The 26,767-nt window shown below is 60.5% G+C and carries 28 protein-coding genes and 1 other RNA gene; 16 read left to right on the plus strand and 13 right to left on the minus strand.

Going from position 1 to position 26,767, the window contains the following annotated elements; genetic code table 11:
* The first annotated feature begins 109 nt into the window (after window positions 1–109).
* On the plus strand, window positions 110–565 hold the full coding sequence (locus AC07XF_RS12425; protein WP_495026709.1) for a YaiI/YqxD family protein: 456 nt from the start codon (window positions 110–112) through the stop codon (window positions 563–565).
* A 109-nt stretch (window positions 566–674) separates the two neighbouring features.
* Here AC07XF_RS12425 and elbB read toward each other — a convergent pair whose 3' ends face one another.
* Window positions 675–1,343 carry an isoprenoid biosynthesis glyoxalase ElbB gene (gene elbB / locus AC07XF_RS12430; RefSeq protein ID WP_150757485.1) on the minus strand — a complete coding sequence of 223 codons (669 nt, stop codon included), beginning with the start codon at window positions 1,341–1,343 and terminating at the stop codon, window positions 675–677.
* A 115-nt stretch (window positions 1,344–1,458) separates the two neighbouring features.
* Here elbB and AC07XF_RS12435 point away from each other — a divergent pair, with 115 nt between their 5' ends.
* Complete coding sequence (locus AC07XF_RS12435) at window positions 1,459–2,694, plus strand: sterol desaturase family protein (RefSeq protein ID WP_495026710.1); 1,236 nt, start codon at window positions 1,459–1,461, stop codon at window positions 2,692–2,694.
* On the opposite strand, the gene AC07XF_RS12440 is transcribed toward AC07XF_RS12435, so the two are convergent.
* Complete coding sequence (locus AC07XF_RS12440; RefSeq protein ID WP_495026711.1) at window positions 2,675–3,307, minus strand: DedA family protein; 633 nt, start codon at window positions 3,305–3,307, stop codon at window positions 2,675–2,677. The two genes, AC07XF_RS12435 and AC07XF_RS12440, sit on opposite strands and share 20 nt — an antisense overlap.
* Before the next feature lie 207 nt (window positions 3,308–3,514).
* Here AC07XF_RS12440 and hemB point away from each other — a divergent pair, with 207 nt between their 5' ends.
* Complete coding sequence (hemB, locus tag AC07XF_RS12445; protein WP_007982864.1) at window positions 3,515–4,528, plus strand: porphobilinogen synthase; 1,014 nt, start codon at window positions 3,515–3,517, stop codon at window positions 4,526–4,528.
* 18 nt (window positions 4,529–4,546) lie between these two features.
* Window positions 4,547–6,769 (plus strand): polyphosphate kinase 1, encoded by a 2,223-nt coding sequence (gene ppk1, locus AC07XF_RS12450; protein ID WP_495026712.1) that lies wholly within the window; start codon window positions 4,547–4,549, stop codon window positions 6,767–6,769.
* A 146-nt stretch (window positions 6,770–6,915) separates the two neighbouring features.
* Here the strand turns inward: ppk1 and ppx are convergent, their stop codons facing one another.
* The 5 genes from ppx to AC07XF_RS12475 form a co-directional block, all read right to left on the minus strand.
* Entirely contained in the window at window positions 6,916–8,418 is a 1,503-nt protein-coding gene (gene ppx, locus AC07XF_RS12455) for an exopolyphosphatase (RefSeq protein WP_495026713.1), read from the minus strand.
* 225 nt (window positions 8,419–8,643) lie between these two features.
* Complete coding sequence (locus tag AC07XF_RS12460) at window positions 8,644–9,381, minus strand: amino acid ABC transporter ATP-binding protein (RefSeq protein ID WP_495026714.1); 738 nt, start codon at window positions 9,379–9,381, stop codon at window positions 8,644–8,646.
* Complete coding sequence (locus tag AC07XF_RS12465; protein ID WP_495026715.1) at window positions 9,368–10,018, minus strand: amino acid ABC transporter permease; 651 nt, start codon at window positions 10,016–10,018, stop codon at window positions 9,368–9,370. Before AC07XF_RS12465 ends, AC07XF_RS12460 begins: the two co-directional genes overlap by 14 nt.
* Window positions 10,015–10,683: an amino acid ABC transporter permease gene (locus AC07XF_RS12470; RefSeq protein ID WP_495026716.1), complete on the minus strand. Its 669-nt coding sequence runs from the start codon at window positions 10,681–10,683 to the stop codon at window positions 10,015–10,017. Before AC07XF_RS12470 ends, AC07XF_RS12465 begins: the two co-directional genes overlap by 4 nt.
* A 22-nt stretch (window positions 10,684–10,705) precedes the next feature.
* Window positions 10,706–11,491, minus strand: a complete 786-nt coding sequence (locus AC07XF_RS12475) for a transporter substrate-binding domain-containing protein (RefSeq protein WP_495026717.1) — start codon at window positions 11,489–11,491, stop codon at window positions 10,706–10,708.
* 256 nt (window positions 11,492–11,747) lie between these two features.
* Here AC07XF_RS12475 and AC07XF_RS12480 point away from each other — a divergent pair, with 256 nt between their 5' ends.
* From AC07XF_RS12480 to AC07XF_RS12505, 6 genes are all read left to right on the plus strand, one after another.
* Window positions 11,748–12,455: a FadR/GntR family transcriptional regulator gene (locus tag AC07XF_RS12480; protein WP_495026718.1), complete on the plus strand. Its 708-nt coding sequence runs from the start codon at window positions 11,748–11,750 to the stop codon at window positions 12,453–12,455.
* Between the two features lie 120 nt (window positions 12,456–12,575).
* Window positions 12,576–12,905 carry a thioredoxin TrxA gene (gene trxA / locus AC07XF_RS12485; RefSeq protein WP_003206727.1) on the plus strand — a complete coding sequence of 110 codons (330 nt, stop codon included), beginning with the start codon at window positions 12,576–12,578 and terminating at the stop codon, window positions 12,903–12,905.
* 247 nt (window positions 12,906–13,152) lie between these two features.
* Window positions 13,153–14,412: a transcription termination factor Rho gene (gene rho, locus AC07XF_RS12490; protein ID WP_003206716.1), complete on the plus strand. Its 1,260-nt coding sequence runs from the start codon at window positions 13,153–13,155 to the stop codon at window positions 14,410–14,412.
* Between the two features lie 141 nt (window positions 14,413–14,553).
* The gene (gene ubiD, locus AC07XF_RS12495) at window positions 14,554–16,020 is read left to right on the plus strand and encodes a 4-hydroxy-3-polyprenylbenzoate decarboxylase (RefSeq protein WP_495026719.1); all 1,467 of its coding nucleotides are present in this window, start codon (window positions 14,554–14,556) and stop codon (window positions 16,018–16,020) included.
* Complete coding sequence (locus AC07XF_RS12500; RefSeq protein WP_495026720.1) at window positions 16,020–16,988, plus strand: CDP-6-deoxy-delta-3,4-glucoseen reductase; 969 nt, start codon at window positions 16,020–16,022, stop codon at window positions 16,986–16,988. The genes ubiD and AC07XF_RS12500 overlap by 1 nt, the downstream gene beginning before the upstream one ends.
* A 307-nt stretch (window positions 16,989–17,295) precedes the next feature.
* On the plus strand, window positions 17,296–17,964 hold the full coding sequence (locus AC07XF_RS12505) for a gamma-glutamylcyclotransferase (protein WP_495026721.1): 669 nt from the start codon (window positions 17,296–17,298) through the stop codon (window positions 17,962–17,964).
* 56 nt (window positions 17,965–18,020) lie between these two features.
* On the opposite strand, the gene AC07XF_RS12510 is transcribed toward AC07XF_RS12505, so the two are convergent.
* Entirely contained in the window at window positions 18,021–18,998 is a 978-nt protein-coding gene (locus AC07XF_RS12510) for an NADPH:quinone oxidoreductase family protein (RefSeq protein ID WP_495026722.1), read from the minus strand.
* Between the two features lie 150 nt (window positions 18,999–19,148).
* Here AC07XF_RS12510 and AC07XF_RS12515 point away from each other — a divergent pair, with 150 nt between their 5' ends.
* Window positions 19,149–19,556 (plus strand): flagellar basal body-associated protein FliL, encoded by a 408-nt coding sequence (locus AC07XF_RS12515; protein WP_495026723.1) that lies wholly within the window; start codon window positions 19,149–19,151, stop codon window positions 19,554–19,556.
* Window positions 19,557–19,627: 71 nt separating this feature from the next.
* On the opposite strand, the gene AC07XF_RS12520 is transcribed toward AC07XF_RS12515, so the two are convergent.
* A complete protein-coding gene (locus AC07XF_RS12520) occupies window positions 19,628–20,077 on the minus strand; it encodes an EVE domain-containing protein (protein ID WP_495026724.1) in 450 nt (149 codons plus the stop codon).
* Window positions 20,078–20,273: 196 nt separating this feature from the next.
* On the opposite strand from AC07XF_RS12520, the gene AC07XF_RS12525 reads away from it, so the two are divergent.
* Window positions 20,274–20,429, plus strand: coding sequence for a hypothetical protein (locus tag AC07XF_RS12525; protein WP_007982896.1), 156 nt, complete (start codon window positions 20,274–20,276; stop codon window positions 20,427–20,429).
* 35 nt (window positions 20,430–20,464) lie between these two features.
* Here AC07XF_RS12525 and AC07XF_RS12530 read toward each other — a convergent pair whose 3' ends face one another.
* From AC07XF_RS12530 to AC07XF_RS12545, 4 genes are all read right to left on the minus strand, one after another.
* Complete coding sequence (locus AC07XF_RS12530; RefSeq protein WP_495026725.1) at window positions 20,465–21,070, minus strand: 5-formyltetrahydrofolate cyclo-ligase; 606 nt, start codon at window positions 21,068–21,070, stop codon at window positions 20,465–20,467.
* 115 nt (window positions 21,071–21,185) lie between these two features.
* A non-coding RNA gene (ssrS, locus tag AC07XF_RS12535) (6S RNA) lies at window positions 21,186–21,364 on the minus strand.
* A gap of 30 nt (window positions 21,365–21,394) precedes the next feature.
* A complete protein-coding gene (locus AC07XF_RS12540; protein ID WP_057712821.1) occupies window positions 21,395–21,712 on the minus strand; it encodes a cell division protein ZapA in 318 nt (105 codons plus the stop codon).
* Window positions 21,709–21,918 (minus strand): TIGR02449 family protein, encoded by a 210-nt coding sequence (locus tag AC07XF_RS12545; protein WP_007982902.1) that lies wholly within the window; start codon window positions 21,916–21,918, stop codon window positions 21,709–21,711. The genes AC07XF_RS12540 and AC07XF_RS12545 overlap by 4 nt, the downstream gene beginning before the upstream one ends.
* Window positions 21,919–22,113: 195 nt before the next feature.
* Between AC07XF_RS12545 and AC07XF_RS12550 the strand changes: the two genes are divergently transcribed.
* The 4 genes from AC07XF_RS12550 to AC07XF_RS12565 all read left to right on the plus strand — a co-directional run bounded on the left by AC07XF_RS12550 (window position 22,114) and on the right by AC07XF_RS12565 (window position 26,591).
* On the plus strand, window positions 22,114–22,671 hold the full coding sequence (locus AC07XF_RS12550; protein ID WP_495026726.1) for a YecA/YgfB family protein: 558 nt from the start codon (window positions 22,114–22,116) through the stop codon (window positions 22,669–22,671).
* A 27-nt stretch (window positions 22,672–22,698) separates the two neighbouring features.
* Window positions 22,699–24,033, plus strand: a complete 1,335-nt coding sequence (gene pepP, locus AC07XF_RS12555; protein ID WP_495026727.1) for a Xaa-Pro aminopeptidase — start codon at window positions 22,699–22,701, stop codon at window positions 24,031–24,033.
* Window positions 24,030–25,217: a 2-octaprenyl-6-methoxyphenyl hydroxylase gene (gene ubiH / locus AC07XF_RS12560; RefSeq protein WP_495026728.1), complete on the plus strand. Its 1,188-nt coding sequence runs from the start codon at window positions 24,030–24,032 to the stop codon at window positions 25,215–25,217. Before pepP ends, ubiH begins: the two co-directional genes overlap by 4 nt.
* 156 nt (window positions 25,218–25,373) lie before the next feature.
* Complete coding sequence (locus tag AC07XF_RS12565; protein WP_495026747.1) at window positions 25,374–26,591, plus strand: 2-octaprenyl-3-methyl-6-methoxy-1,4-benzoquinol hydroxylase; 1,218 nt, start codon at window positions 25,374–25,376, stop codon at window positions 26,589–26,591.
* Window positions 26,592–26,767: the final 176 nt, after the last annotated feature.

Raw genomic sequence — 26,767 nt, forward strand, 5'->3', positions numbered from 1 at the left:
ACGGCATTCGCTTCGCTCACTTTCGCGGGCAAGCCACGCGCCCACAGGTTTAGCGTTAACCTGCGGGAGCGTGGTTTGCCCGTGATGCTTTTCAACAGAGGAAAAACCAATGCGTGTGTGGATCGATGCGGATGCCTGTCCGCGGGCAGCCAAGGACCTGGTGGTGAAGTTCGCCCTCAAGCGCCAGTTCGAAGTGGTGCTGGTGGCCGGGCAGCCGCAGACCAAGCCGGGGCTGGCACTGGTCAAGTTGATCGTGGTGCCGAGCGGCCCGGATGCGGCCGATGATTACCTGGTGGAACACGCGGTCCCCGGTGAACTGGTGATCTGCAGCGATGTGCCATTGGCCGACCGTCTGGTGAAGAAGGGCGTGGCAGCGCTCGATCCACGAGGCAAGGAGTTTGATGCGCAGAACATGGGGGAGCGACTGGCCGTGCGCAACCTGTTCACCGATTTGCGTGAACAGGGGCAAATGGGTGGGGGGCCAGCGCCGTTCGGTGACCGTGAGAAGCAGGCGTTTGCCAATGCGCTGGACCGGATTCTCACACGGCTCAGCCGAAAAGCCTGAGCGTCCCCCTGTAGGAGCTGGCTTGCCAGCGAAGGGGCCATACCCTTCAACGCCTATGGTGAAGGTGGGATTGCTTTCGCTGGCAAGCCAGCTCCTACAGTAAATCGTGTCAGGCGTCGTTTTCGTGGGTCAGTTCCAGCACCCGGTCTACCAGCTTATTGATCCCCGATGCCGCTTCGCTGATCGATTGCGCCAGCATATAAGCCGGGGTGCTCACCAGTTTGCGCGCCTTGTCCTCGACGATTTCACTGACGGCGCAATCGGTATGGGTCGCGCCCATCTTGTTCATCGCGGCAGCGGTGTCGGTGTCGTTGCCAATGGTGCAGGTTACGCCGGGGCCGTAGATCTTTGCCGCCAGGGCAGGGGAGATGCACATCAACCCCACCGGTTTGCCGGCCTCGGCAAAGGCCTCGGTCAGTGCCAGGACATCCGGTTGAACGGTGCAGCCGGCGCCTTCGATGGCAAAGTTGGACAGGTTCTTGGCTGAGCCGAAGCCGCCGGGCACGATCAGCGCATCGAACTCATCGACGTTCGCGTCACGGATATCCTTGATGTTGCCCCGGGCAATCCGCGCCGATTCCACCAGCACGTTGCGCGATTCGGGCATTTCTTCGCCGGTCAGGTGGTTGATCACATGCAACTGCGCGATGTTCGGTGCGAAACACTGTACCTGGGCGCCGCGCTGGTCCAGGCGCAGCAGAGTAATGACGCTCTCATGGAGCTCGGCGCCGTCGTACACGCCACAACCGGAAAGGATCACTGCAACTTTTTTGCTCATGGGCTTTTCTCCAGATTCATGGCGTTAAATGTCCACTAATTTGTCACTCGTTGCCATAGGGTTAATTCACGGCTACACATAGCATCTGTCCTCAAGATTCCAATCAGGGCGCGTCATGGACTTCATTCTGTATGCGGTGCCGTTTTTCTTTGTGCTGATCGCCGTCGAACTGCTGGCCGACCGTTGGCGCGGGGTGAGCAATTATCGGGTGGCGGACGCGATCAACAGCATCAGTACCGGCGTGCTGTCGACCACCACGGGTCTTTTGACCAAAGGTGTGGGTCTGGTGACCTACGCCTTTGCCCTCCAGCATCTGGCGCTGTTCGAACTGTCGGCCGACAGCGTCTGGACCTGGCTGTTTGCCTTTGTCTTCTACGATTTCTGCTACTACTGGCTGCACCGCATGGGCCACGAGCGCAACATCCTCTGGGCCGCCCATTCGGTGCATCACCAGAGCGAGGACTACAACCTGTCCACGGCCCTGCGCCAGACCAGTACCGGTTTTTTGCTGAGCTGGATCTTCTATTTGCCGATGGCGGTGTTCGGCGTGCCGCTGCTGGTGTTCGTCAGCGTCGCGGCGCTGAACCTGCTGTACCAGTTCTGGGTGCACACCCGGCACATTCCCAAGCTTGGCTGGTTCGAATGGTTCTTTGTCACGCCGTCCAATCATCGGGCTCACCACGCACAGAACGCTCTCTACATGGATCGCAACTACGGTGGCGTGTTCATTATTTGGGACCGTCTGTTCGGCTCGTTCCAGGAAGAAGACGACAACGAGCCGGTGATCTTCGGCGTGACCACGCCGCTGGCGAGCTGGAATCCTGTATGGGCGAACGTGCAGTTCTACGCGCAGTTGTGGGCCGATGCCCGGCGTGCCGAAAGCACCTGGGACAAGCTGCGGATCTGGTTCATGCGCACCGGCTGGCGTCCGGCGGACGTGGCAGCCAAATACCCGATGAACAAGCCGGACCTGACCCGGTTCCGCAAGTTCGAGGTGCCGCTGGACGGGCGCCAGCAGCTCTACGTGCTGTTGCAGTTCTGCGTCTACATCGCGCTCGGCAGTTACTTGATGAATCTGGAGCCGCGCTTGCCGACCGCCGCCCTGGTGTTGGGCTGGGGAGCGGTGGCGTTCGGTCTGTTTGTGCTGGGCGTGGCCCTGGAGAATCGCCCGTGGGCGTTGAAGCTGGAGCTGGTGCGGCTGGCGTCGAATTTGCCATTGGTATGGCTGGCCCCGGTGGTGGGGCTGTGGCCGGCCAGCACGGTGGGCTGGGTCGGCCTGCTCAGTTACAGCCTGTTGAGCGGCATCGGTCTCTACTGTTGCAGAAACCGCATCACTCGGTTGGCGTCGTAGGGCCTTCGGTATTGGTCCGCGCAGCTTTCAGGGCTTGTTCATCGGCGTAGACCTGCTTGGCCAGGCGGGCATTCTTGAAGCGCCGGCGCAGCCACAGTACGAAGCCCAGGACCAGCAGCGCACCGAGCACCCACAGTTCGTACTTCTTCACACTGCCGAGCATGCCTTCGAGCACTGCGCCGAAATGGTACGCGGCCGCCGCCAGTGCGGCGGCCCAGATCGCCGCGCCAATGCCGTTGAGCAGCAGGTAACGACCCGGCGGATAGCCCGACAACCCGATGGCCACCGGCATGACCGTACGCAAACCGTAAACGAAGCGGAAGCTCAGTACCCAGATGTCCGGATGCTTGCGAATGTGTTCCAGCGCCCGGTCACCCATCATTTGCCAACGGGGTTTGCGCGCCAGCAGTTTGCGGCCGTGTTTGCGTCCCAGGAAATACCACAGCTGGTCGCCGGCATAACTGCCGAAGAAGGCCACGACCACCACCAGGTTGATGTCCATGTATCCACGGAACGCGAGGAAGCCCGCGAGTACCAGAATGGTTTCGCCTTCGAAGAACGTGCCTAGAAAGAGGGCAAAGTAGCCGAAGTCATGCAGAAATTGTTGGAGCATTGTCTGGGTGCTGGCGAAATGAACGCGCAGCCTAACCCTTCGGGCACATTCAGGAAAGTGTCCAAATGTGTCTCGACGTGAACATTTCCTACAAGGACAATGGAATGCGGCTACCTGTCGCAGCGTGCACATAACTGTAATACGTTCGTCATAATGGCCGCTTATAACTGTCACGCTCGCCCGTAAGCGCGGGCTCAGGAGTCTGCCGTGAGCTTTACCCCCGCCAACCGTTTGTTCCCCGCAACCCGCCTGCGCCGCAACCGTCGTGACGACTTCTCGCGTCGTCTGGTCCGTGAAAACGTCCTGACCGTCGATGACCTGATCCTGCCGGTATTCGTGCTGGATGGTGAAAACCGTCGCGAAGCGGTGGCCTCGATGCCGGGCGTCGAACGCCTGACCATTGATCTGTTGCTGGAAGAGGCGGCCAAGTGGGTCGAGCTGGGGATTCCGGCGCTGGCGCTGTTCCCGGTGACGCCAGCGGAACTCAAGTCGCTGGACGCCGCCGAAGCGTGGAACCCGCAAGGTATTGCCCAGCGCGCGACCCGCGCATTGCGTGCGCAATTCCCTGAGCTGGGCGTGATCACCGACGTCGCCCTGGACCCGTTCACTACCCACGGCCAGGACGGCATTCTTGATGAAGAAGGCTACGTGCAGAACGACATCACTGTCGACGCACTGGTCAGGCAAGCCCTGTCCCACGCCGAGGCCGGCGCTCAGGTCGTGGCGCCATCGGACATGATGGATGGTCGCATTCAGGCGATCCGCGAAGCCCTCGAAGTGGCCGGTCACGTCAATGTGCGGATCATGGCCTACTCGGCGAAGTACGCCAGCGCCTATTACGGCCCGTTCCGCGATGCAGTCGGCTCGGCGCTGAACCTGGGCAAGGCCAACAAGGCCTCCTATCAGATGGACCCGGCCAACAGCAATGAAGCCCTGCACGAAGTGGCGGCGGACTTGTCAGAAGGTGCAGACATGGTCATGGTCAAGCCAGGCATGCCGTACCTGGATATCCTGTGCCGGGTAAAAGAAGAGTTCAAAGTGCCGACTTTTGTTTATCAAGTCAGCGGCGAATACGCCATGCACATGGCGGCGATCCAGAATGGCTGGTTGAGCGAAGGGGTTATCCTCGAGTCGCTGACCGCTTTCAAACGTGCAGGCGCCGATGGCATCCTGACGTACTTTGCCGTTCGTGCCGCTCAATTGTTACGAGAGCAAAAATAGCCCTCCCAGGAACATTCGATGAATACCGAAGTGCTCACTGAAGTTGCCGTAAAAGACGCTCAACCTGTGGTGGAGCAAGTCGACGAGACCCCGCCAGAGCTGGAGCCGGCTCCGCCTGCGGCGGTCGTCGAAACCGCTGCGCCAGTGCCGGCGGTGGCCATTCCCGGCCTCGATGACAGCAGCCTGTACATCCATCGCGAGCTCTCGCAACTGCAGTTCAACATCCGCGTGCTGGAGCAGGCGCTGGATGAGTCCTATCCGTTGCTGGAGCGGCTGAAGTTTCTGCTGATCTTCTCCAGCAACCTGGACGAGTTCTTCGAGATTCGCGTCGCCGGCCTCAAGAAGCAGATCACCTTCGCCCGTGAACAGGCCGGCGCCGATGGCCTGCAACCGCACCAGGCCCTGGCCCGCATCAGCGAACTGGTCCACGGTCACGTCGATCGCCAGTACGCGATCCTCAACGACATTCTGTTGCCGGAACTGGAAAAACATCAGGTCCGTTTCATCCGTCGCCGCTACTGGACGACCAAGCTCAAAACCTGGGTCCGCCGTTATTTCCGTGACGAGATCGCGCCGATCATCACCCCGATCGGCCTCGACCCGACGCACCCGTTCCCGTTGCTGGTGAACAAGAGCCTGAACTTCATCGTCGAACTCGAAGGCATCGATGCGTTCGGTCGCGATTCCGGTCTGGCGATCATTCCGGCACCGCGCCTGCTGCCGCGGGTGATCAAGGTTCCGGAAGAGGTCGGTGGCCCAGGTGACAACTACGTGTTCCTGTCGTCGATGATCCACGCTCACGCCGATGACTTGTTCCAGGGCATGAAGGTCAAGGGCTGCTACCAATTCCGCCTGACCCGTAACGCCGACCTGGCGCTGGATTCCGAGGACGTCGAAGACCTGGCCCGCGCCTTGCGCGGCGAATTGTTCTCCCGTCGTTACGGTGACGCGGTACGTCTTGAAGTCGCCGATACGTGCCCGAAACACCTGTCCGACTACCTGCTCAAGCAGTTCAACCTGAGCGAGAGCGAGTTGTATCAGGTCAACGGTCCGGTGAACCTGACGCGGCTGTTCAGCATCACCGGCCTGGACAGCCAGCGCGAGCTGCAATACCTGCCGTTCACCCCGCAGATCCCGAAACTGCTGCAGAACAGCGAGAACATTTTCAGCGTGATCAGCAAGCAGGACATCCTGCTGCTGCACCCGTTCGAGTCGTTCACCCCGGTGGTCGACCTGCTGCGCCAGGCCGCCAAGGATCCACATGTGCTGGCGGTGCGCCAGACCCTGTACCGTTCCGGCGCCAACTCGGAAATCGTCGATGCGCTGGTGGATGCAGCGCGTAACGGCAAGGAAGTCACGGCGGTGATCGAACTGCGTGCGCGGTTCGACGAAGAATCCAACCTGCAACTGGCCAGCCGACTGCAAGCGGCCGGTGCGGTGGTGATTTATGGTGTGGTCGGCTTCAAGACCCACGCCAAGATGATGCTGATCCTGCGTCGCGAGGCGGGTGAAATCGTACGTTACGCGCACCTCGGTACGGGTAACTATCACGCCGGCAACGCCCGCCTGTACACCGACTACAGCCTGCTGACCTCCGACGATGCCTTGTGCGAAGACGTTGGCAAACTGTTCAGTCAGTTGATCGGCATGGGTAAGACGTTGCGCATGAAGAAGTTGCTGCACGCACCGTTTACCCTGAAAAAGGGCATGCTCGACATGATTGCCCGCGAAACCCAGTTCGCCCTCGACGGCAAACCGGCGCACATCATCGCCAAGTTCAACTCGCTGACCGATCCGAAGATCATCCGCGCGCTGTACAAGGCCAGCCAGTCGGGCGTGCGCATCGACCTTGTGGTGCGTGGCATGTGCTGCCTGCGGCCTGGCATTGCCGGGGTCTCGCATAACATCCACGTGCGTTCGATCATCGGCCGCTTCCTGGAACACACCCGGGTCTTCTACTTCCTCAACGGTGGCGACGAGCAAATGTTCCTCTCCAGTGCCGACTGGATGGAACGCAACCTCGACAAGCGCGTCGAGACTTGCTTCCCGGTGGAAGGCAAGAAGCTGATCATGCGGGTCAAGAAAGAGCTGGAGTTGTATCTCACCGATAACACCCACAGCTGGAGCCTGCAGTCGGACGGCCGTTACATCCGTAACACACCGACCGGCAACCAGAACCCGCGCAGCGCCCAGGCGACATTGCTGGAGCGTTTGGGCAGTCCGATCCTGGCTGTCCGGTAACGCGGAACCTGTGGGAGCGGGCTTGCTCGCGAAGGCGGCCGAACAGCCAACATTGATGTTGGATGTGATGACCTCTTCGCGAGCAAGCCCGCTCCCACATGGGTTGTGAACAAAAAAAGGCCTTCCGAAGAAGGCCTTTTTCAATTTCAGCGAACGCTCAGCACAATGTCGACCCGGGTCAGCCATTGCGCTTCAATTTCAAAGTCGGCCTGGGTCAGCTGGTTTTCATCCAGCCAGTTTTCCGGGAACACCACTTCCAGGCAGTTGCCACTGGCGTTCAGTTCCACCTGAGGCATTTGCTGGGTGCCACGGATGTGGTGGAACAGGATCGCAAAGCGCAGCAGCACGCACAGGCGAATCAGCTTGGTGCCGTCGTCACCGAACTCGGCGAACTTGTCCTTGGGAATGTTGCGTCGGTGGCCGCGTACCAGCAGCGCGAGCATCAACTGGTCTTCGCGGGAGAACCCGGCGAGGTCCGAGTGCTCGATCAGGTAAGCGCCGTGCTTGTGGTACTGGTAGTGAGCGATGTCCAGGCCCACTTCATGGACCTTGGCTGCCCAGCCGAGCAGTTCGCGCCAGACGCCGTCTTCCAGATCCCAGTCCTCGGCCACCTGATCGAACGCATGCAGCGCCTTGCGCTCGACCCGTGCCGCCTGTTCCTGATCGACGTGGTAGCGCTCCATCAGCGAAGTGAGGGTACGTTCGCGCACGTCTTCGTGATGATGGCGGCCCAACAGGTCATAGAGCACGCCTTCGCGCAGGGCGCCTTCGCAGTGATCCATGCGTTGCAGTTCGAGGGAGTCGAAGATCGCTTCGAGAATCGCCAGGCCGGCCGGGAAAATCGCCCGGCGATCCGGCTTGATACCTTCGAAATCGATTTTCTCGACGTCGCCCATCTTGATCAGTTTGCGCTTGAGCCAGGCCAGACCCTCGGCATTGACCTCGCCCGAGCCTTGACCGCCGGCCTTCAGCGCCAGGCCGATGGCACGGATGGTGCCCGAGGAACCGATGGCTTCATCCCAGGTCAGGCGGTGCAGGGCGTGCTCGATGCTCATGATCTCCAGCCGCGCCGCGGTGTACGCCTGGGCGTAACGGGCCGGGGTGATCTTGCCGTCCTTGAAATAGCGCTGGGTGTAGCTGACGCAACCCATCTGCAGGCTTTCACGCAGCAGTGGTTCGAAGCGCTGGCCAATGATGAATTCGGTACTGCCGCCGCCGATGTCGGCCACCAGGCGCTTGCCCGGGGTGTCGGCGAGGGTGTGGGAGACGCCGAGGTAGATCAGGCGCGCTTCTTCACGACCGGAAATGACTTCCACCGGGTGGCCGAGAATTTCTTCGGCGCGATGGATGAATTCGGCGCGGTTGCGGGCTTCACGCAAGGCGTTGGTGCCGACAATGCGAACGGCGCCGGTGGGCATACCGCTGATCAGTTGGGCGAAGCGCTTGAGGCAATCGAGCCCGCGCTGCATGGATTCTTCGTTGAGGTGGCGCTCTTCGTCGATGCCGGCGGCCAGCTGAACCTTCTCCCCGAGACGCTCGAGAATTCGGATCTCGCCGTTCTGGGCCTTGGCCACGACCATGTGAAAGCTGTTGGAGCCCAGGTCGATTGCGGCGATCAGGGACAGATTCTTGGCTTGGGATTGCGGCATGGTCAGGGGATCTCGGTCGATTACCTCGACATCGTGCCACGATCAAAGGCTGCCGCCAACGCGTAGGAGCTGCCGAAGGCTGCGATCTTCTGCCGCGGAAAGTTTTGTGGTGCTACGGATGGCCTCTTCGCGAGCAAGCCCGCTCCCACATTAACCAGTAACAACACGGTCAACTGTGGGAGCGGGCTTGCTCGCGAAGAGGGCCTTCCAGTCAACAAAAATCTATCAACCCGCCACTTCAACCGTCCCGATGAAATTCGCCAGCTCCGCCGTCTGCGGAATGGCGAACAACACTTTCGGATCGCCTGTTTCATGCACCTTGCCCTGGTGCATGAACACCAGTTTGTCCCCAACCTCCCGGGCGAAGCGCATTTCGTGGGTGACCATGATCAGTGTCATACCTTCCCTGGCCAGTTGCCGGACCACGCTCAGCACTTCATTGACCAGTTCCGGGTCCAGGGCCGAGGTGATTTCATCGCACAGCAACACTTTCGGCGACATCGCCAGGGCGCGGGCAATCGCCACCCGCTGTTGCTGGCCGCCGGACAGTCGATCCGGAAAGGCATCAAACTTTTCACCCAGCCCGACCCGTTCCAGCATCTGTCGCGCCAGTTCGGCGGCCTTGGCTTTCGGTACTTTTTGCACCACCTGTGGCGCGAGCATGACGTTCTCGCCGACGGTCAGGTGCGGGAACAGATTGAACTGTTGGAACACCATGCCGACTTTCTGCCGCAGACTGCGCAGGTCGGCGCGGGCGGCGTCGAGGTATTCGCCGTCGACCTCGATCACACCGTCGTTGATCGACTCCAGGCCATTGAGGGTGCGCAGCAAGGTCGATTTGCCCGAGCCGCTGCGCCCGATGATTGCGACCACCTGGCCTTCCTCGACGCTCAGGTCGATGCCTTTGAGCACATGGTGATCGCCGTAGTATTTATGCAGGGCGGAAATTCTAAGCAGAGGCATGCAGTCTCCTTTCCAGATAGCGCGCACTGAGGGACAGGGGGTAGCAGAGGAGGAAATAGCCGAGGGCGACGAGGCCGTAGACCATGAAGGGTTCGAAGGTTGCATTGGCGAGCATGCCGCCGGTTTTGGTCAGTTCGGTGAAGCCGATGATCGAGGTGACGGCGGTGCCTTTGACCACTTGCACCGAGAAGCCCACGGTCGGTGCCACGGCTATGCGCAACGCCTGGGGCAGGATCACATGGCGCAGTTGCTCCAGCGGATTCAGCGCCAGGCTCGACGAGGCTTCCCACTGGCCGTGGGGGATAGACTCGACGCAACCGCGCCAGATCTCCGCCAGGTAAGCGCTGGTGAACAATGTCAGCGCAATCGCCGCCGCCATCCACGGTGAAATCTCCACACCGGCCAGGGCCACGCCGAAAAACACCAGGAACAGCTGCATCAACAGCGGCGTGCCCTGGAACAGTTCGATGTAGGTACGGGCGAAGCTGCGCGGCAGGGATTTATCCGAGATGCGCATGACCATGATCAGCAAGCCAATGACGCCTCCGCCGATAAACGCCACCAGCGACAGCGCCAGCGTCCATTGCAGTCCGGTGAGCAGGTTGCGCACGATGTCCCAGAAGGTGAAATCACTCATCGGCTGCTCCTTGCGATGAATCGCTGGCCGATCCAGTTCAGCAACTGGCGGATCAGCAGTGCCATGCACAGGTACAGCAGCGTGGTCAGGGCGTAGGTTTCAAAGGCGCGGAAGTTACGCGATTGAATGAAATTGGCGGCGAAGCTCAGCTCCTCGGTGGCGATCTGCGAACACACCGCCGAGCCGAGCATGACGATGATGATCTGACTGCTCAGGGCCGGCCAGACTTTGCCCAGTGCCGGCAGCAGAACGACATGGCGGAATGCTTCGAGGCGGGTCATCGCCAGTGCCGCCGCGGCTTCCAGCTGACCCCGGGGAGTCGCCTGGATGCCGGCGCGGATGATCTCGGTCGAATAGGCGCCGAGGTTGATCACCATCGCCAGCACCGCTGCCTGCCATTCGGAGATCTGCACGCCCAGTGACGGCAAGCCGAAGAAGATGAAAAATAGCTGCACCAGAAATGGCGTGTTGCGGATCAACTCGACGTAGACCGCGAAAATCCCCGCGAAAGGCCGGATGTTCCACGCCCGCACCAGCGCCCCGACGATGCCCAGCCCCACGCCGAGCACAGCGCCGATGGCGGTCAGCTCAAGAGTGAACAACGCACCGCGCAGCAACAGATCGGTGTTGTTCACCACCGGCAAGAAATCGAACTGATAAGCCATAAAACGTCTCCTGCGCGCCGAATCAGAGATCGGCCGGCAACGGCTCTTTCAGCCAGGTCAGGGCGTTCTTTTCCAGCGCACCGTCGCTCCTGGCGGTCACGAGGATCTGGTTGACCTTGTCCAGCAGCGCCGGCTCGTTCTTGTTAACGCCGACGTAGACCGGCGAGTCCTTGAGCTTCACTTTCAGCGCCGGCACGCGTTTCGGGCTCTTCTCGCTGATCGCGACCATTACCACATTGCCGCTGGCGATCAGGTCGACTTGCCCGGCCAGGTACGCGGCGATGGTCGAGTTGTTGTCTTCGAAACGCTTGATGGTCACGCCTTCGGGGGCGACCTTGGTCAGCTCGATGTCTTCGATGGCGCCACGGGTGACGCTGATGGTTTTGCCCTTGAGATCGTCCAGACCTTTGATGTCGGCGTCTGGCGGACCGAACACGGCGAGGTAGAACGGCGCGTAGGCGCGGGAGAAGTCGATGACTTTTTCGCGCTCCGGGTTCTTGCCGAGGCTGGAAATCACCAGGTCGACCTTGCCGGTGGTCAGGAACGGAATGCGGTTGGTGCTGTTGACCGGGGTCAGTTCGAGCTTGACCTTGAGCTGGTCGGCCAGCAGTTTGGCGGTGTCAATGTCGAGGCCACGGGGCTTCATATCCGGCCCGACTGAGCCGAAGGGCGGGAAGTCCTGGGGCACGGCAACCTTGAGGACGCCGCGTTTGATCACATCTTCCAGGCCGTCGGCGTGGGCGGGTGCCTGGGTCAGCATCAGGCTGGCAAACAGGGCAGCGAGGAGGGCGCGGTAACGCTGGGTCATGGCAAATCTCCGAATCGGCAAGAGGTGATTTCTGCGGATCGACAGAGCATGGGCCATGCCAACATGGGGTTTTGAGGGCGCCAGAGCGCGGTTTTACTGGTGTCGCACGGTCTTACTGGTCTGAACAGTCAGGTTGCATTTCGCACCTCGATAGCGCAGCCAGGAAAATCACCGAACCCCCATGGGGCACGACTTGCCGGGCGTCGCGAATAGCTTTACAACTGAGCGCACATTGGCCTGGTTCGTCTGGAAAACCATGAATTCGATCTCCCGCGCCGTACCTGAAGTGGCGCTGCAAGCCATCCGCAAACTGATTACCGAGCAGGGCTTCGGGCCAGGGGATGCCTTGCCCTCGCAACGGGACCTGGCGGTACAACTGGGCGTAAGCCGGGCCTCTTTGCGCGAGGCGTTGTCATCCCTGAGTGCGCTGGGCGTCATCAACATCCAGCCGGGCAAAGGCGTGTTCGTGCAGGCGCCGGTGGAACTGCCGCGAGGCGAGGCTGCGCCGGGCTGGCCGTTCGCGGCACAGGCTTCGCCGCTGGATATCTTCCAGTTGCGCTATGCACTGGAAGGTTTTGCTGCGGGGTTGGCGGCCGTAACCTTGAGCACCGAGGAACTCGATGTGCTGGAAGACAATGTCGCCGCCATGCGCAACGAACTGAAGTCCGGCGACTTCGAAGCCGCGGCCCGCCTGGATTTCGAATTCCACCGCCGCATCCTGCTGGCCAGCGGCAATCAGGCGATGCTGAGCATCCTGACCGCCAGCGCCGACATCTTCCTGGAGAGCCAGAAGCTACCGTTCATCCGGGTCGAGCGGGCCATGGAAACCTGGCAGGAACACCGCAAAATCCTTCGTGCGCTGGCTCGCCGAGCGTCTGGCGCCGCGCAAAAGGCCATGCAAGAGCACGTACGCAATGCGGCGTTGCGCACCGGAATCGCGTTCATCGCTCCCGTCACTTCATGACCTGAGCTATACCCAAACTCATGAATCACCATAGCGAGACTCAATCATCTGCACCTTCCTGAACGAGGGAAGGGCAGCTATGATGGGCCACGTTTTTTTGCTTACAACCTGGAGAACTCCATGAGCAGCGATCTTATCAAACACGTTAGCGACGCTAGCTTCGAGGCCGACGTACTCAAGGCCGAAGGCGCTGTACTGGTCGACTACTGGGCTGAATGGTGCGGCCCTTGCAAAATGATCGCTCCGGTTCTGGACGAAATTGCCGAGACTTACAAAGGCAAGCTGACCGTTGCCAAGCTGAACATCGACGAAAACCAGGAAACCCCGGCCAAGCACGGCGTGCGCGGTATCCCGACTTTGATGCTGTTCAAGAACGGCAACGTTGAAGCGACCAAGGTCGGCGCGCTGTCGAAGTCGCAACTGGCTGCTTTCCTCGACGCCAACATCTAAGCGTCGCTGCAAAGTGTCCTGAAAAAGCCTCGCAAATAGCGGGGCTTTTTGCGTATTCAGGGCTAGACGCTCCCAAACTCAGGTGTTACATTCGGCCCCGCACTGGTTTCTCCATTGCCCCCTGCTAGCCGTCGCCGACGCACTCCTTTTCGAATAAGTACGCGATCCTGTCGCCTTCTCTGCGGCGCGGCCTCATTAAGCCAAAAGCTTAATTTCCCCCCTCCATAAATGATTACGTCATTCCTATATGAATCTGACTGAACTCAAGCAAAAGCCGATTACCGAACTGCTCGAATTGGCCGAACAGATGGGCATAGAAAATATGGCCCGTTCGCGCAAGCAGGACGTGATTTTCTCCCTGCTCAAGAAGCACGCGAAAAGCGGTGAGGAAATCTCCGGTGATGGCGTGCTGGAGATTCTCCAGGACGGCTTCGGCTTCCTGCGCTCCGCTGACGCTTCCTATCTCGCCGGTCCAGACGATATCTACGTCTCGCCGAGCCAGATCCGTCGTTTCAACTTGCGCACCGGTGACACCATCGTTGGCAAGATCCGCCCTCCAAAGGAAGGCGAGCGTTATTTCGCGCTGCTCAAGGTCGACACGATCAACTTCGACCGTCCGGAAAACGCGAAAAACAAGATTCTCTTCGAGAACCTGACCCCGCTGTTCCCGACTGTGCGCATGAAGATGGAAGCCGGTAACGGTTCCACCGAAGACTTGACCGGTCGTGTCATCGACCTGTGCGCCCCGATCGGCAAAGGCCAGCGCGGTCTGATCGTTGCACCGCCGAAAGCCGGCAAGACGATCATGCTGCAGAACATTGCCGCGAACATCGCGCGCAACAACCCTGAAGTTCATCTGATCGTGCTGCTGATCGACGAACGTCCGGAAGAAGTAACCGAAATGCAGCGCACCGTGCGCGGCGAAGTGGTTGCCTCGACGTTCGACGAGCCGCCAACCCGCCACGTGCAGGTTGCCGAAATGGTCATCGAGAAGGCCAAGCGTCTGGTCGAACACAAGAAGGACGTGGTGATCCTGCTCGACTCCATCACCCGTCTGGCCCGTGCCTACAACACCGTGATCCCGAGCTCCGGCAAGGTACTGACCGGTGGTGTCGATGCTCACGCCCTGGAGAAACCGAAGCGTTTCTTCGGCGCCGCGCGAAACATCGAAGAAGGCGGCTCGCTGACCATCATCGCCACCGCGCTGGTTGAAACCGGCTCGAAGATGGACGAAGTGATCTACGAGGAATTCAAAGGCACCGGCAACATGGAACTGCCGCTGGATCGTCGTATCGCTGAAAAGCGTGTCTTCCCGGCCATCAACATCAACCGTTCCGGCACCCGCCGCGAAGAGTTGCTGACCGCCGACGACGAGCTGCAGCGCATGTGGATTCTGCGCAAGCTGCTGCACCCGATGGACGAAGTGGCTGCCATCGAGTTCCTGGTCGACAAGCTGAAAACGACCAAGACCAACGATGAGTTCTTCCTGTCGATGAAACGCAAGTAAGTCGAGCAGGCACAAAAAGCCGGGGAAACCCGGCTTTTTGCTATCCGATTTTTGATCAGGTGGCAGTTCGTGGTTCTGAACCGAAGGGTTCGGCGCTAAACTGCCTGCCCCCGAACGCCACGGCCAAAACGAGGCTCACGCATGCAGTATCGCGACTTGCGCGACTTTATCAGCGGCCTGGAACAGCGCGGTGAACTCAAGCGCATCCAGGTTCCGGTGTCCCCAGTGCTGGAAATGACCGAGGTTTGCGATCGCACCTTGCGCGCCAAAGGCCCGGCCCTGCTTTTCGAAAAGCCCACGGGTTTTGACATTCCGGTGCTCGGCAACCTGTTCGGTACGCCTGAGCGCGTAGCACTGGGCATGGGCGCGGAAGCGGTCAGCGAGCTGCGCGAGATTGGCAAATTGCTGGCGTTCCTCAAGGAACCCGAGCCGCCGAAGGGTCTGAAAGATGCCTGGTCCAAGCTGCCGATCTTCCGCAAGATCATTTCGATGGCGCCCAAGGTCGTCAAGGACGCCGTGTGCCAGGAAGTGGTCATCGAGGGCGACGACGTCGACCTGGCCATGCTGCCGGTACAGACCTGCTGGCCTGGCGACGTCGGTCCGCTGATCACCTGGGGCCTGACCGTCACCAAAGGCCCGAACAAAGATCGCCAGAACCTCGGTATCTATCGTCAGCAAGTGATCGGCCGCAACAAGGTCATCATGCGCTGGCTGAGCCATCGCGGCGGCGCGCTGGATTTCCGCGAATGGTGCGAGAAGCATCCTGGCCAGCCGTTCCCGGTATCAGTCGCGCTGGGCGCTGACCCGGCGACCATCCTCGGTGCCGTGACTCCGGTGCCCGACAGCCTTTCCGAATACGCCTTCGCCGGCCTGTTGCGCGGTAATCGCACCGAACTGGTGAAGTGCCGCGGCAACGATCTGCAAGTGCCGGCCACCGCCGAAATCATCCTTGAAGGCGTGATCCATCCGGGCGAGATGGCCGATGAAGGCCCGTACGGTGACCACACCGGTTACTACAATGAAGTCGACAGCTTCCCGGTATTCACCGTCGAGCGCATCACCCACCGGATCAAACCGATTTACCACAGCACCTACACCGGTCGTCCACCGGATGAGCCGGCGATCCTCGGCGTGGCGTTGAACGAAGTGTTCGTGCCGATCCTGCAGAAGCAGTTCCCGGAGATCACCGATTTCTACCTGCCGCCCGAAGGTTGCTCGTACCGCATGGCCATCGTGACCATGAAAAAGTCGTACCCGGGCCACGCCAAGCGGGTAATGCTGGGTGTCTGGTCGTTTTTGCGACAGTTCATGTACACCAAGTTCGTTATCGTCACCGACGACGATATCAACGCCCGGGACTGGAACGACGTGATCTGGGCCATCACCACGCGCATGGACCCCAAGCGCGACACGGTGATGATCGACAACACGCCGATCGACTACCTGGATTTCGCTTCGCCGGTGTCCGGCCTGGGTTCGAAAATGGGCCTCGATGCCACGCATAAATGGCCGGGCGAAACCACCCGCGAGTGGGGGCGGGTCATCGTCAAGGACGATGCCGTGACCCAGCGGATCGATGCCATCTGGAATCAGTTAGGAATAGATTGATGCGTGTAACCTTGCAGCCCTCCGGAGCAGTGCTTGAGATATTGCCCGGCGAGCGGATTCTCGATGGCGCACGGCGTTTGGGCTACGAATGCCCGCAAAGCTGCCGCAATGGCAATTGCCACGTGTGCGCGGCGCTGCTGGTAGAAGGCCGGGTCGAGCAGGCCGGCAATGTGCGTGACCATGGCGAGTTCTACACTTGCATAGCGGAGCCGCTGGAAGACTGCATCGTGCTGTGGGATGGCGTGCTCGCGCTGGGAGAACTGCCGGTGCGCAGCTTGTCGTGTCAGGTCATTGAGTGCAAGGACGTGGGCGGCGACACCTGGCGCGTGCGTCTGCGGGCTCCGGCCGGCAAACCGCCGCGCTACCACGCCGGTCAGTACCTGATGATCGAACGTGAGAACGGCGAAAAATCCGCATTCTCCCTCGCCTCGGCACCGCATGCGGGGCGCGACCTGGAAATCCACGTACTGGCGCGCGAATCCAGTGCGCTGAGCCTGATCGAACAGCTCCGGCGCAACAGCATGGTGCGGGTCGAGTTGCCGTTTGGCGATACCCACCTGGAAGAGTTGCCGGACGGTCCACTCGTGCTGATCGCCGCCGGCACCGGCATGGGCCAGATCCACGGCCTGATCGAGCATTGCCGGGCCTCGGGCTTCAAGCATCCGGTGCATTTGTATTGGGGCGTGCGTCGTCCAGAAGACTTTTATCAAGTCGAGCATTGGAACGAATGGCTGAAATTGCCCAACCTGTTCCTGCACAAGGTCGTCAGCGACCAATGCGGCTGGGAAGGGCGCTGCGGCATGTTGCATGAAGCGGTCTGTGAGGATTTCCCGGACCTCAAGCCGCTGCACGTTTATGCCAGTGGTTCTCCGGCCATGGTCTACGGCACGCTGGATGCGCTGGTGGAAGCGGGGATGGACGCCCATCAGATGCGCGCCGACGTATTTGCTTACGCACCTAGATCCTGATGCTGCCCCCCCTGTAGGAGCGAGCTTGCTCGCGATGGACTCAAGAACACTGCGGGTAGCCTGACCTCCCGCGTAATCGTTAACGACCATCGCGAGCAAGCTCGCTCCTACAGGTATATAACTCTCTATATAGCCTATCGGTATTTATAAAAACTTATAAATGCCGGTAGGTTATATTCCATTCAGGCAATTAATTGAGAGCCATGCCATGGCATTTAAATTGCCTTAAAACTTATGTGCCTTATTGTTACAGCGGTGCGTTCTATTAAGTAATTCTTCACCCGCGGGGAGCTGAACGCTATTCGCCATGAGCGCCATCGAATCTGCTTTTTTGAACCTGGCTTACCCTCCGCGGCTCGATCTGGGGCCGCAGCTCACACACGAACAATTGCTCAGTTCGATGCAGTCGACCATGGCCCGTCACAAGGGTGGGCCGGTGTGGCTGTTTGCCTACGGGTCGCTGATCTGGCGGCCTGAATGCACGGCGGTCGAGCGGGTTCGCGGCCGGGTGCATGGCTACCATCGCGGGTTGTATCTGTGGTCCCACGAGCATCGTGGCACGCCGGAAATGCCCGGCCTGGTGTTTGGCCTGGATCGAGGTGGTTCTTGCAGCGGTTTCGCCTATCGCTTGCCCGAAGAGCAACTCGATGCCTCGCTGTACGCACTTTGGCAGCGCGAGATGCCGTTCCCTTCCTACCGTCCGCACTGGCTCAATTGCCGTCTCGAAGATGGCAGCCAGGTACAGGCCCTGGGCTTTGTGCTGGAGCGGCACCTGCCCAGTTATGCCGGCAACCTGCCGGACCACGTACTGAGCCATGTGTTCGAAAACGCCTGCGGACGCTACGGCACCACGCGTGATTATGTCGAGCAGACCGCGCACGCCCTGCGTAGCCACGCCATGCCAGACCGGAATCTGGAGGCGCGGCTCAAGCGCTGCAAATCAAAGTCCGACCAGGCAACTGCTTCACGGCCCTGACAGGCGACTTGGTTTGTGCCGCAGTGTTATTCATCTGAGCTGAAATCTCTCTCGGCTCAGCGAACCTGCACCACCACTTTCCCGACCGCTTTACGCTGGCCAAGATCATTGATGGCTTGCGCCGCATTGCTCAATGGATACACCTGCGACACCAGCGGCTTCAGCTTGCCTTCAGCGAACCAGCCAAACAATTGCTGGAAGTTCGTCGTGTTGTCCTGCGGCTGGCGTTGGGCAAACGCCCCCCAGAACACGCCGAGTACTGCGGCGCCCTTGAGTAGCGCGAGGTTTACCGGCAGTTCGGGGATGCGGCCGCTGGCGAAGCCGACCACCAGCAGACGGCCATTCCAGGCAATGGCGCGGATGGCCTGGTCGAACAGGTCGCCGCCCACCGGGTCGTAGATTACGTCGGCGCCCTGGCCGTCGGTCAGGCGTTTGATTTCGTCCTTGAGGCTGGTTTCGCTGTAGTTGATCAGTTCATCGGCACCGGCGGCCTTGGCCACGGCGAGTTTCTCTGCGCTGCTGGCCGCGGCGATGACCCGGGCACCCATGGCCTTGCCGATTTCCACCGCGGCCAGGCCGACACCGCCGGAGGCGCCGAGGACCAGCAGGGTTTCACCCGGTTGCAGGTTGCCACGCTGCTTGAGGGCGTGCATCGAGGTGCCGTAGGTCATGCTGAAAGCGGCGGCGGTGTTGAAGTCCATGGATGGCGGAATTGGCAACACGTTGTAGCCCGGCACGGCGACCTGCTCGGCAAAACTGCCCCAACCGGTCAGGGCCATGACCCGGTCACCGACTTTCAAGTGTCCGACTTTCTCGCCCACGGCACTGACCACGCCGGCCGCTTCGCCACCTGGAGAAAACGGGAAGGGCGGCTTGAACTGGTATTTGCCCTCGATGATCAACGTGTCGGGGAAATTCACCCCGGCGGCGTGCACCTCCAGCAGGATTTCATTCTTCTTCGCGACAGGACTGGCGACGTCTTCCAGCACCAGCGATTCGGCAGGGCCGAAGGCTTTGCACAGCACGGCTTTCATCAGGGCTATTCCTTTGGGAGTGATGGCCGATAAGTGTAGGTGTGTGGGTCGATGGGTCAACGAGCATGCCCGACCCTGATAGTCAGCCATAAGCTTGTGCTTGTGTGGCGGGTCGTTATGCTAGGCCGCAAACCGGATAAGGAGCGAATTGTGAAAGCGTGGATCATGTTGTTGCTGGCCCTGTCTCTGCCTGTGGCAGCGGTGGCCGAAGAAGCCAAAGAAGATACAGCTCCGAAGGTCAGCTACATCACCCTGAGCCCGCCGTTCGTGGGTAATTACGGGTTGGATGGCACGCCGAAACTCAAGGTCTACAAGGCCGATGTGGCGTTGCGGGTGACCGGTGACGAGGCTGCCAAGGCGGTGAAGGCCAATGAGCCGTTGATTCGCAATCAACTGGTCGCACTGTTCGCCCAGCAGACCACCGAGACGATGAACAACGTCGAGGCCAAGGAAAAGCTGCGTCAGGAAGCCCTGAAACAGACCCAGCAGGTGATGAACGATGAAACCGGCAAACCGGTGATTGAGGATTTGTTGTTTAACAACCTGATTATCCAGTAATGCTGGATCCTGTAGGAGCTGGCTTGCCAGCGATAGCGCCCTCACGAACGCCATCGCCAGCAAGCCGGCTCCTACAAAAGTGCCCGGACCGTTGCCCACTGCTCCGGCGTCACCGGCATCACCGAAAGCCGCGAGCCTTTCTGCACCAGCGGCATCTCGGCCAGCGAAGCCTGCTGCTTCAGGTAATCCAGCTTCAGCACCCGGGCAAACGTCTCGACATGCGCGACATCGATCGCGCTCCAGGCGTTTTTGTCCGCAGTTGCCTTCGGGTCGTAGTAATGGCTTTCCGGCTCCAGTGCCGTCGGGTCCGGATACGCGGCTTCGACAATCTTGCCGATGCCGGCGATGCCCGGCTCCGGGCAGCTGGAATGATAGAAAAAGAACTCATCCCCCACGGCCATGGCCCGCAGGAAATTGCGTGCCTGATAGTTGCGAACCCCGTCCCAGCGCGCTTTGCCGAGCTTTTCCAGCCCCTTGATCGAGAGCTCGTCGGGCTCGGATTTCATCAGCCAATAGGCCATGTCTTTTGCTCCTTGCGTGGTGATTGAGCAGCTTGTCGGCGATTTTATGACAAACCGACAGTCGGTTGACGTCAGCATTTGCGCCGCAGTTCACGTTGTCGCAAAATGCCGGCCTTTAAAGCTTGACGCTGCTGCACGGCCAACAAAACGGAAACCGCTGCTGTCATCGTGTTGATATGCCTTTGGGGGGCAATCGATGAAACGCAAACCGGATTTACTATGGATTCTGGTCATTTTATTTGGCCTTGGCGTCGTAACCACTGGCTACGCCCAAAGCCTGTGGGCCAACAAGACCGATGCGCCGGTCGAGCTCGCGCAATTGCAGCAACAGTCGACAGCCTTCAAGCGCTGATCCTGTTGTCTCCGCGCCGCTGATTGAAGTGGCGCCTAGCCGGCGTAATACCAGGCCTTGTCCGTCACCGTTCCTTGCAGCGGCACATCCCAGCTCGCTTGAGCCAATCGCTCCACTTTCTGACATTCATGGGCCAGCCCCAACAACGTCGGCTTGCGCCAGTCGTTTCGTCGCGCCAGATAGGCCAGGCTCCGATCGTAGAAACCACCCCCCATCCCCAGGCGCCCGCCAACATCGTCAAAACCCACCAATGGCAACAGCACCAGATCCAGCGCCCAAATCTTGCGCTGCCGTGCGATGTTTGCCCGTGGTTCAAGAATACGGAAGCGGTTGGGTTTGAGTTTCTCCCCGGGACGGATGCGCTGGAACACCATTTTGGTTCGCGGCCAGGCACTCAGCACCGGTAGATAGGTGGCCTTGCCCCGGCGCTGTGCGGCACGCAGCAACAAGCGCGGATCGATTTCACCGTCGGTCGGCAGGTAGAGCGAGATGTGTCTGGCGCGGCGGAACAGCGGTTGCTGGGCCAATTGCCTATACAGCCCGCGAGCAGCCCGGCGCTGCTGACTGGGTGTCAGTGCGCGGCGGGCCTTGCGCAGCATGCGTCGAAGTTGCGGGCGGGGAAGCAGCGCAGGTTCGGTCATGGATTCGGGCTTCGCTGGTCAGGTACATGAAGCGTAACTGTAAAAAGCGGATCTATAAAAAGCGGATCTATAAAAACGCCGATGCCGGTATTTAAACCGGCATCGGACTGGAATCAGGCTCCCCGAATGTGTCGCTGTCGACTTAGCCCTTGAACCCGAAAGTTCAAGGTGGAAGATGCAGTAAGCTTTAAGGCTTTCCGTCTAGCGGACATGCACACCAGCTCAACGTGCAACTTCCAGGGTATAGCAAATCGGCTCAGGGACATCGCCAACTGGCAAACACCCCAGGGAGTGAAGGCAGTATACCGCAAGCGGTGACGCGAATCAGCCTTTGGTGACGTCCGGATCAGTGGCGAGCGCCAGATCGACGCGATCGAGCAGGTCGCGCACCTGTTCGCGGGTCGAGCCGCTGGCCTGGATATCCGGGCGCTCTTCCTTGTGCAGCAGGTCATGGGTGATGTTCAGCGCAGCCATCACGGCGATGCGGTCGGCGCCAATGACTTTGCCGCTGCTGCGGATCTCGCGCATCTTGCCGTCCAGATAACGGGCGGCGCTGATCAGGTTGCTGCGCTCTTCCTGAGGGCAGATGATCGAATACTCTTTGTCGAGGATCTGCACGGTGACGCTATTGCTTGAACTCATGAGTCTTGCTCCAGGGCCTTGAGGCGCGAAATCATCGATTCGACCTTACGCCGGGCGATTTCGTTTTTTTCAATGAGGTGCGCGCGTTCCTCGCGCCAGGTCTTTTCCTGAGCTAGTAAGAGTCCGTTTTGACTCTTAAGTTGCTCGACTCGGGTAATCAGCAGTTCGAGTCTGGCCATCAGCGCTTGCAGATCGGTGTCTTCCATTGTGTTCACTGTCTGATGGGGGGGCGGACTGTAGGAGCGAGCTTGCTCGCGATGAACCCGAGAACGCCGCGGAGTGTCAGGGACCCAGTGTTATCGTTAGCGACCATCGCGAGCAAGCTCGCTCCTACAGGGGTAGTCGATGTAGGATACAAGGCCTTCATTCTAGACATAGCGCCGTCTGGCGCCTAGCTGCCCATGACCATTCAGAATTCCCCGTACCAAGCCTTCGCCACCCTGCTGACTTCCAGCGGTCACAACGTCTCGCCTGCCGAACTGCACGGCCTGTTGCTCGGTCGCAGCTGCGCCGGCGCCGGTTTCGATGCCGAAGGCTGGCTGATCGACGCCGCCGAACTGCTCGAAAGCGAGCCACAGGACAATGTTCGCAGCGCCCTGATCGGCCTGCAAGAGATGGTAAAAGGCGAGCTCACCGGCGATGACGTGACCGTCGTTCTGCTGCTGCCGACTGACGAAGCTCCACTCACCGAGCGTGCGATTGCGCTGGGCCAATGGTGCCAGGGCTTCCTTAGCGGTTTCGGCCTGAATTGCCGCGATAGCAGTACCCTGAGCACTGAGGCCACCGAAGTGCTGCAGGACCTGGCGGCCATTTCCCAGGTGCAAGACGCGCTGGAAGAGTCCGACGACGGTGAAAACGACTACATGGAAGTCATGGAGTACCTGCGCGTCGCACCGCTGCTGCTGTTCTCCGAGACCAAAAAAGACGTGCCGGCCGCCGCCAAACCGTCGCTGCACTAATCGTTTGCCAGGGAACGCCATCTGCCCATGATCCACATCCCGAAATCGGAATACAGCCGTCGCCGCAAGGCCCTGATGGCGCAGATGGAACCCAACAGCATCGCCATCCTGCCCGCCGCCGCGGTGGCCATTCGTAACCGCGACGTCGAGCACGTTTACCGTCAGGACAGCGACTTCCAGTACCTCAGCGGTTTTCCCGAGCCTCAGGCGGTGTTGGTGTTGATACCGGGGCGGGTGCATGGCGAATACATTCTGTTCTGCCGTGAACGCAACGCCGAGCGCGAGTTGTGGGATGGCTTGCGTGCGGGGCAGGAAGGCGCGATCCGCGATTTCGGTGCCGACGACGCGTTTCCGATCACCGATATCGACGACATCCTGCCGGGCTTGATCGAAGGCCGTGACCGGGTGTACTCGGCCATGGGCAGCAATCCCGAATTCGACCGCCACCTGATGGACTGGATCAACGTGATCCGCTCCAAGGCCAACCTCGGTGCCCAGCCGCCGAACGAATTCGTTGCCCTGGATCATCTGCTTCACGACATGCGCCTGTATAAATCGGCGGCAGAAGTGAAAGTGATGCGCGAGGCAGCGCGGATTTCCGCCCAGGCACACGTGCGGGCGATGCAAGCCTGTCGCGCCGGGTTGCACGAATTCAGCCTGGAAGCCGAGCTCGATTACGAGTTCCGCAAGGGTGGGGCGAAGATGCCGGCCTACGGGTCGATCGTCGCGGCGGGTCGCAACAGCTGCATCCTGCATTACCAGCAGAATGACGCGGCGCTCAAGGACGGTGACCTGGTGTTGATCGACGCCGGTTGCGAGATCGACTGCTACGCCAGCGATATCACCCGGACCTTTCCGGTCAGCGGCAAGTATTCAGCGGAACAGAAGGCGATTTACGAATTGGTGCTGGCATCCCAGGAAGCCGCCTTTGCCGAAATCGCCCCGAACAAAAACTGGAACCAGGCGCACGAAGCGACGGTCCGGGTCATAACGACCGGTCTGGTCAAGCTCGGGCTGCTCCAGGGCGACGTTGACGAACTGATCACCAGCGAAGCCTACAAAGCGTTTTACATGCACCGCGCCGGTCACTGGCTGGGCATGGATGTGCATGACGTCGGCGAGTACAAGGTCGGCGGCGAGTGGCGCGTGCTGGAGGTCGGCATGGCGCTGACCGTGGAGCCGGGGATTTACATCGCCCCGGACAACCAGAACGTGGCGAAGAAATGGCGCGGCATTGGCGTGCGCATCGAGGACGACGTAGTGGTCACCAAAACCGGCTGTGAAATATTGACGGGTGGCGTGCCGAAAACCGTCGCCGAGATCGAGGCCCTGATGGCCGCCGCGCGGACACAAGCAGCATGAGTCGAGTCAATCTGGCAATCATCGGTGGCGGCCTCGTGGGTGCAAGCCTGGCGCTGGCCTTGCAGGCCGGAGCCAAGGCTCGAGGCTGGAAGATCGTATTGATCGAGCCGTTCGCCCCTGGCGACACCTGGCAACCGAGTTACGATGCCCGCTCTTCGGCGTTGTCCTTTGGCTCGCGGCAGATTTATCAACGGCTAGGCATCTGGCAGGAAGTCTCCCGCCGCGCCGAGCCGATCAAGCAGATTCATGTTTCCGACCGTGGGCGCTTCTCCACCGCCCGATTGTCGGCGATGGAAGAGGGTGTTCCTGCGTTGGGTTATGTCGTTGAAAACGCTTGGCTCGGCCAATGCCTGTGGCAAGGCCTGGACAAGGACGTGATCAGTTGGCGCTGCCCGGCGGAAGTCACCCGTATGGAGCCGCTGACCGATGGCTATCGCCTGACCCTCAATGATGAAACCACCCTGGAATGCGACCTCGCGGTACTCGCCGATGGCGGTCGTTCCGGCCTGCGTGAGCAACTGGGGATCGGCATCCGCAAGCGTCCGTACAACCAGAGCGCGCTGATCGCCAACATCACCCCAAGTGAATCTCACAACGGCATGGCCTTCGAACGGTTCACCGACGAAGGCCCGATGGCGCTGCTGCCGCTGCCGGAGAACCGCTGTGCGCTGGTCTGGACCCGCCTGGGCATGGACGCGCAACGCCTGGCGGCCCTCGATGAGCGCAGCTTCCTCAGCGAGTTGCAGGGTGTGTTCGGTTATCGCCTCGGCACCTTGAAACAGGTGGGTGCACGGCATCTGTATCCGCTGATGCTGGTCGAGGCCGAAGAACAGGTACGTCCGCATCTGGCGGTCCTTGGCAACGCGGCACACAGCCTGCATCCGATCGCGGGCCAAGGGTTCAACCTGTCCCTGCGCGATGCCCAGGCCCTGGCCGATGCCTTGCTCGCCAGCGAAAAGCCCTTGGGCGACTTCGCTACGTTGCAAGCCTACCGCGAACGCCAGCGTCTCGATCAAAACCTCACCGTGGGCTTCTCCGATCAGGTCACGCGCCTGTTCGGCAGTACCCAGCCGCTGGTGTCCCTGGGGCGCAACATCGGCTTGCTCGGGCTCGATCTGTTGCCACCGGCCAAACGCTGGTTTGCCCGGCAGGCGATGGGGCTGGGGACGCGACCGGATGCGTAACCGGTTGATCCGCCGGTTCGGCAAGGCGCGATTGATAAAAATACCTGCGGCAATTGCAGGTCGACATTCATGACGGCGCCGGCCACCTTGGCGCGGGTCGGGAAAACCCTTTACGTGCGGCTCAAGCCGCAAGAGAGACAGGCTTAAAGCATGGAAATGCGTGCAGATCTGCTGATTGTCGGGGCCGGAATGGTCGGCAGCGCCCTGGCGCTGGCGTTGCAGGACAGCGGGCTGGAAGTCCTGCTGCTGGACGGCAGCCCCATGAGTGTCAAACCCTTCAACGCTCAGGCCGCGTTTGAACCGCGCGTGAGCGCCTTGTCGGCTGCCAGCCAGCGGATTCTCGAACGCCTCGGCGTCTGGGATGGCATCACCAGGCGGCGCAGCAGCCCCTACACCGACATGCAGGTCTGGGATGGCAGCGGCACCGGGCAAATCCACTTCTCGGCGGCCAGCGTGCATGCCGAAGTGCTGGGGCATATCGTCGAGAACCGCGTGGTCCAGGATGCCTTGCTTGACCGCTTGCACGACTGCGACCTGGGAATGCTGGCCAATGCGCGGCTTGAACAGATGCGCCGCTCCGGTGATGACTGGCTGCTGACCCTGGCCGATGGCCGAACCTTGCGTGCACCGCTGGTGATCGCGGCGGATGGCGCCAACTCGGCGGTGCGACGCCTGGCCGGGGTCGCCACCCGCGAATGGGATTATCTGCACCATGCCATCGTCACCAGCGTGCGTTGTGCCAAACCGCATCAGATGACGGCCTGGCAACGCTTTACCGACAATGGTCCGTTGGCGTTTCTGCCACTTGAGCGCGACGGACAACAGGATTGGTGTTCGATCGTCTGGTCAACCACGCCCGGCGAAGCCGAACGTCTCATGGCGATGGATGAACAAGGCTTCTGCAAGGAGCTGGAGCGGGCCTTTGAAGGTCGGCTCGGCGAAGTGCTGAGCGCCGACCCGCGCCTGTGTGTGCCCCTGCGCCAGCGGCATGCCAAACGATATGTGGCTGAAGGTCTGGCATTGATCGGCGACGCCGCCCACACCATTCACCCGTTGGCCGGGCAGGGTGTGAATCTCGGATTCCTGGATGCCGCCGTACTGGCCGAAGTGTTGCTGCAAGCGGCAACCCGTGGCGAACGCCTGGCCGATGTGAAAGTCCTCAGCCGTTACGAGCGTCGGCGCATGCCCCACAACCTGGCGTTGATGGCGGCGATGGAAGGCTTCGAGCGGTTATTCCAGGCGGATCCGTTGCCGGTGCGCTGGTTGCGTAACACCGGGTTGAAAATGGTCGAGAAAATGCCCGAGGCCAAGGCGTTGTTCGTGCGTGAAGCGCTGGGGCTGACCGGGGAATTGCCGGCACTCGCCAAGCCCTGATTTCTGCATGAGGCTACTGGCCTCTTCGCGGGCAAGCCCGCTCCCACAGTAGCTTCGGTGTTAATGCATTACTGATGATCCCTGTAGGAGCGGGCTTGCCCGCGAAGGCGTCAGCACAAGCACCAAAAACTCCAGGCGGCGCAACATCTGGTAACTCCTCCGCGAACGGGTTCGAT

This window comes from Pseudomonas sp. GW821-FHT01C01 (assembly GCF_059422645.1).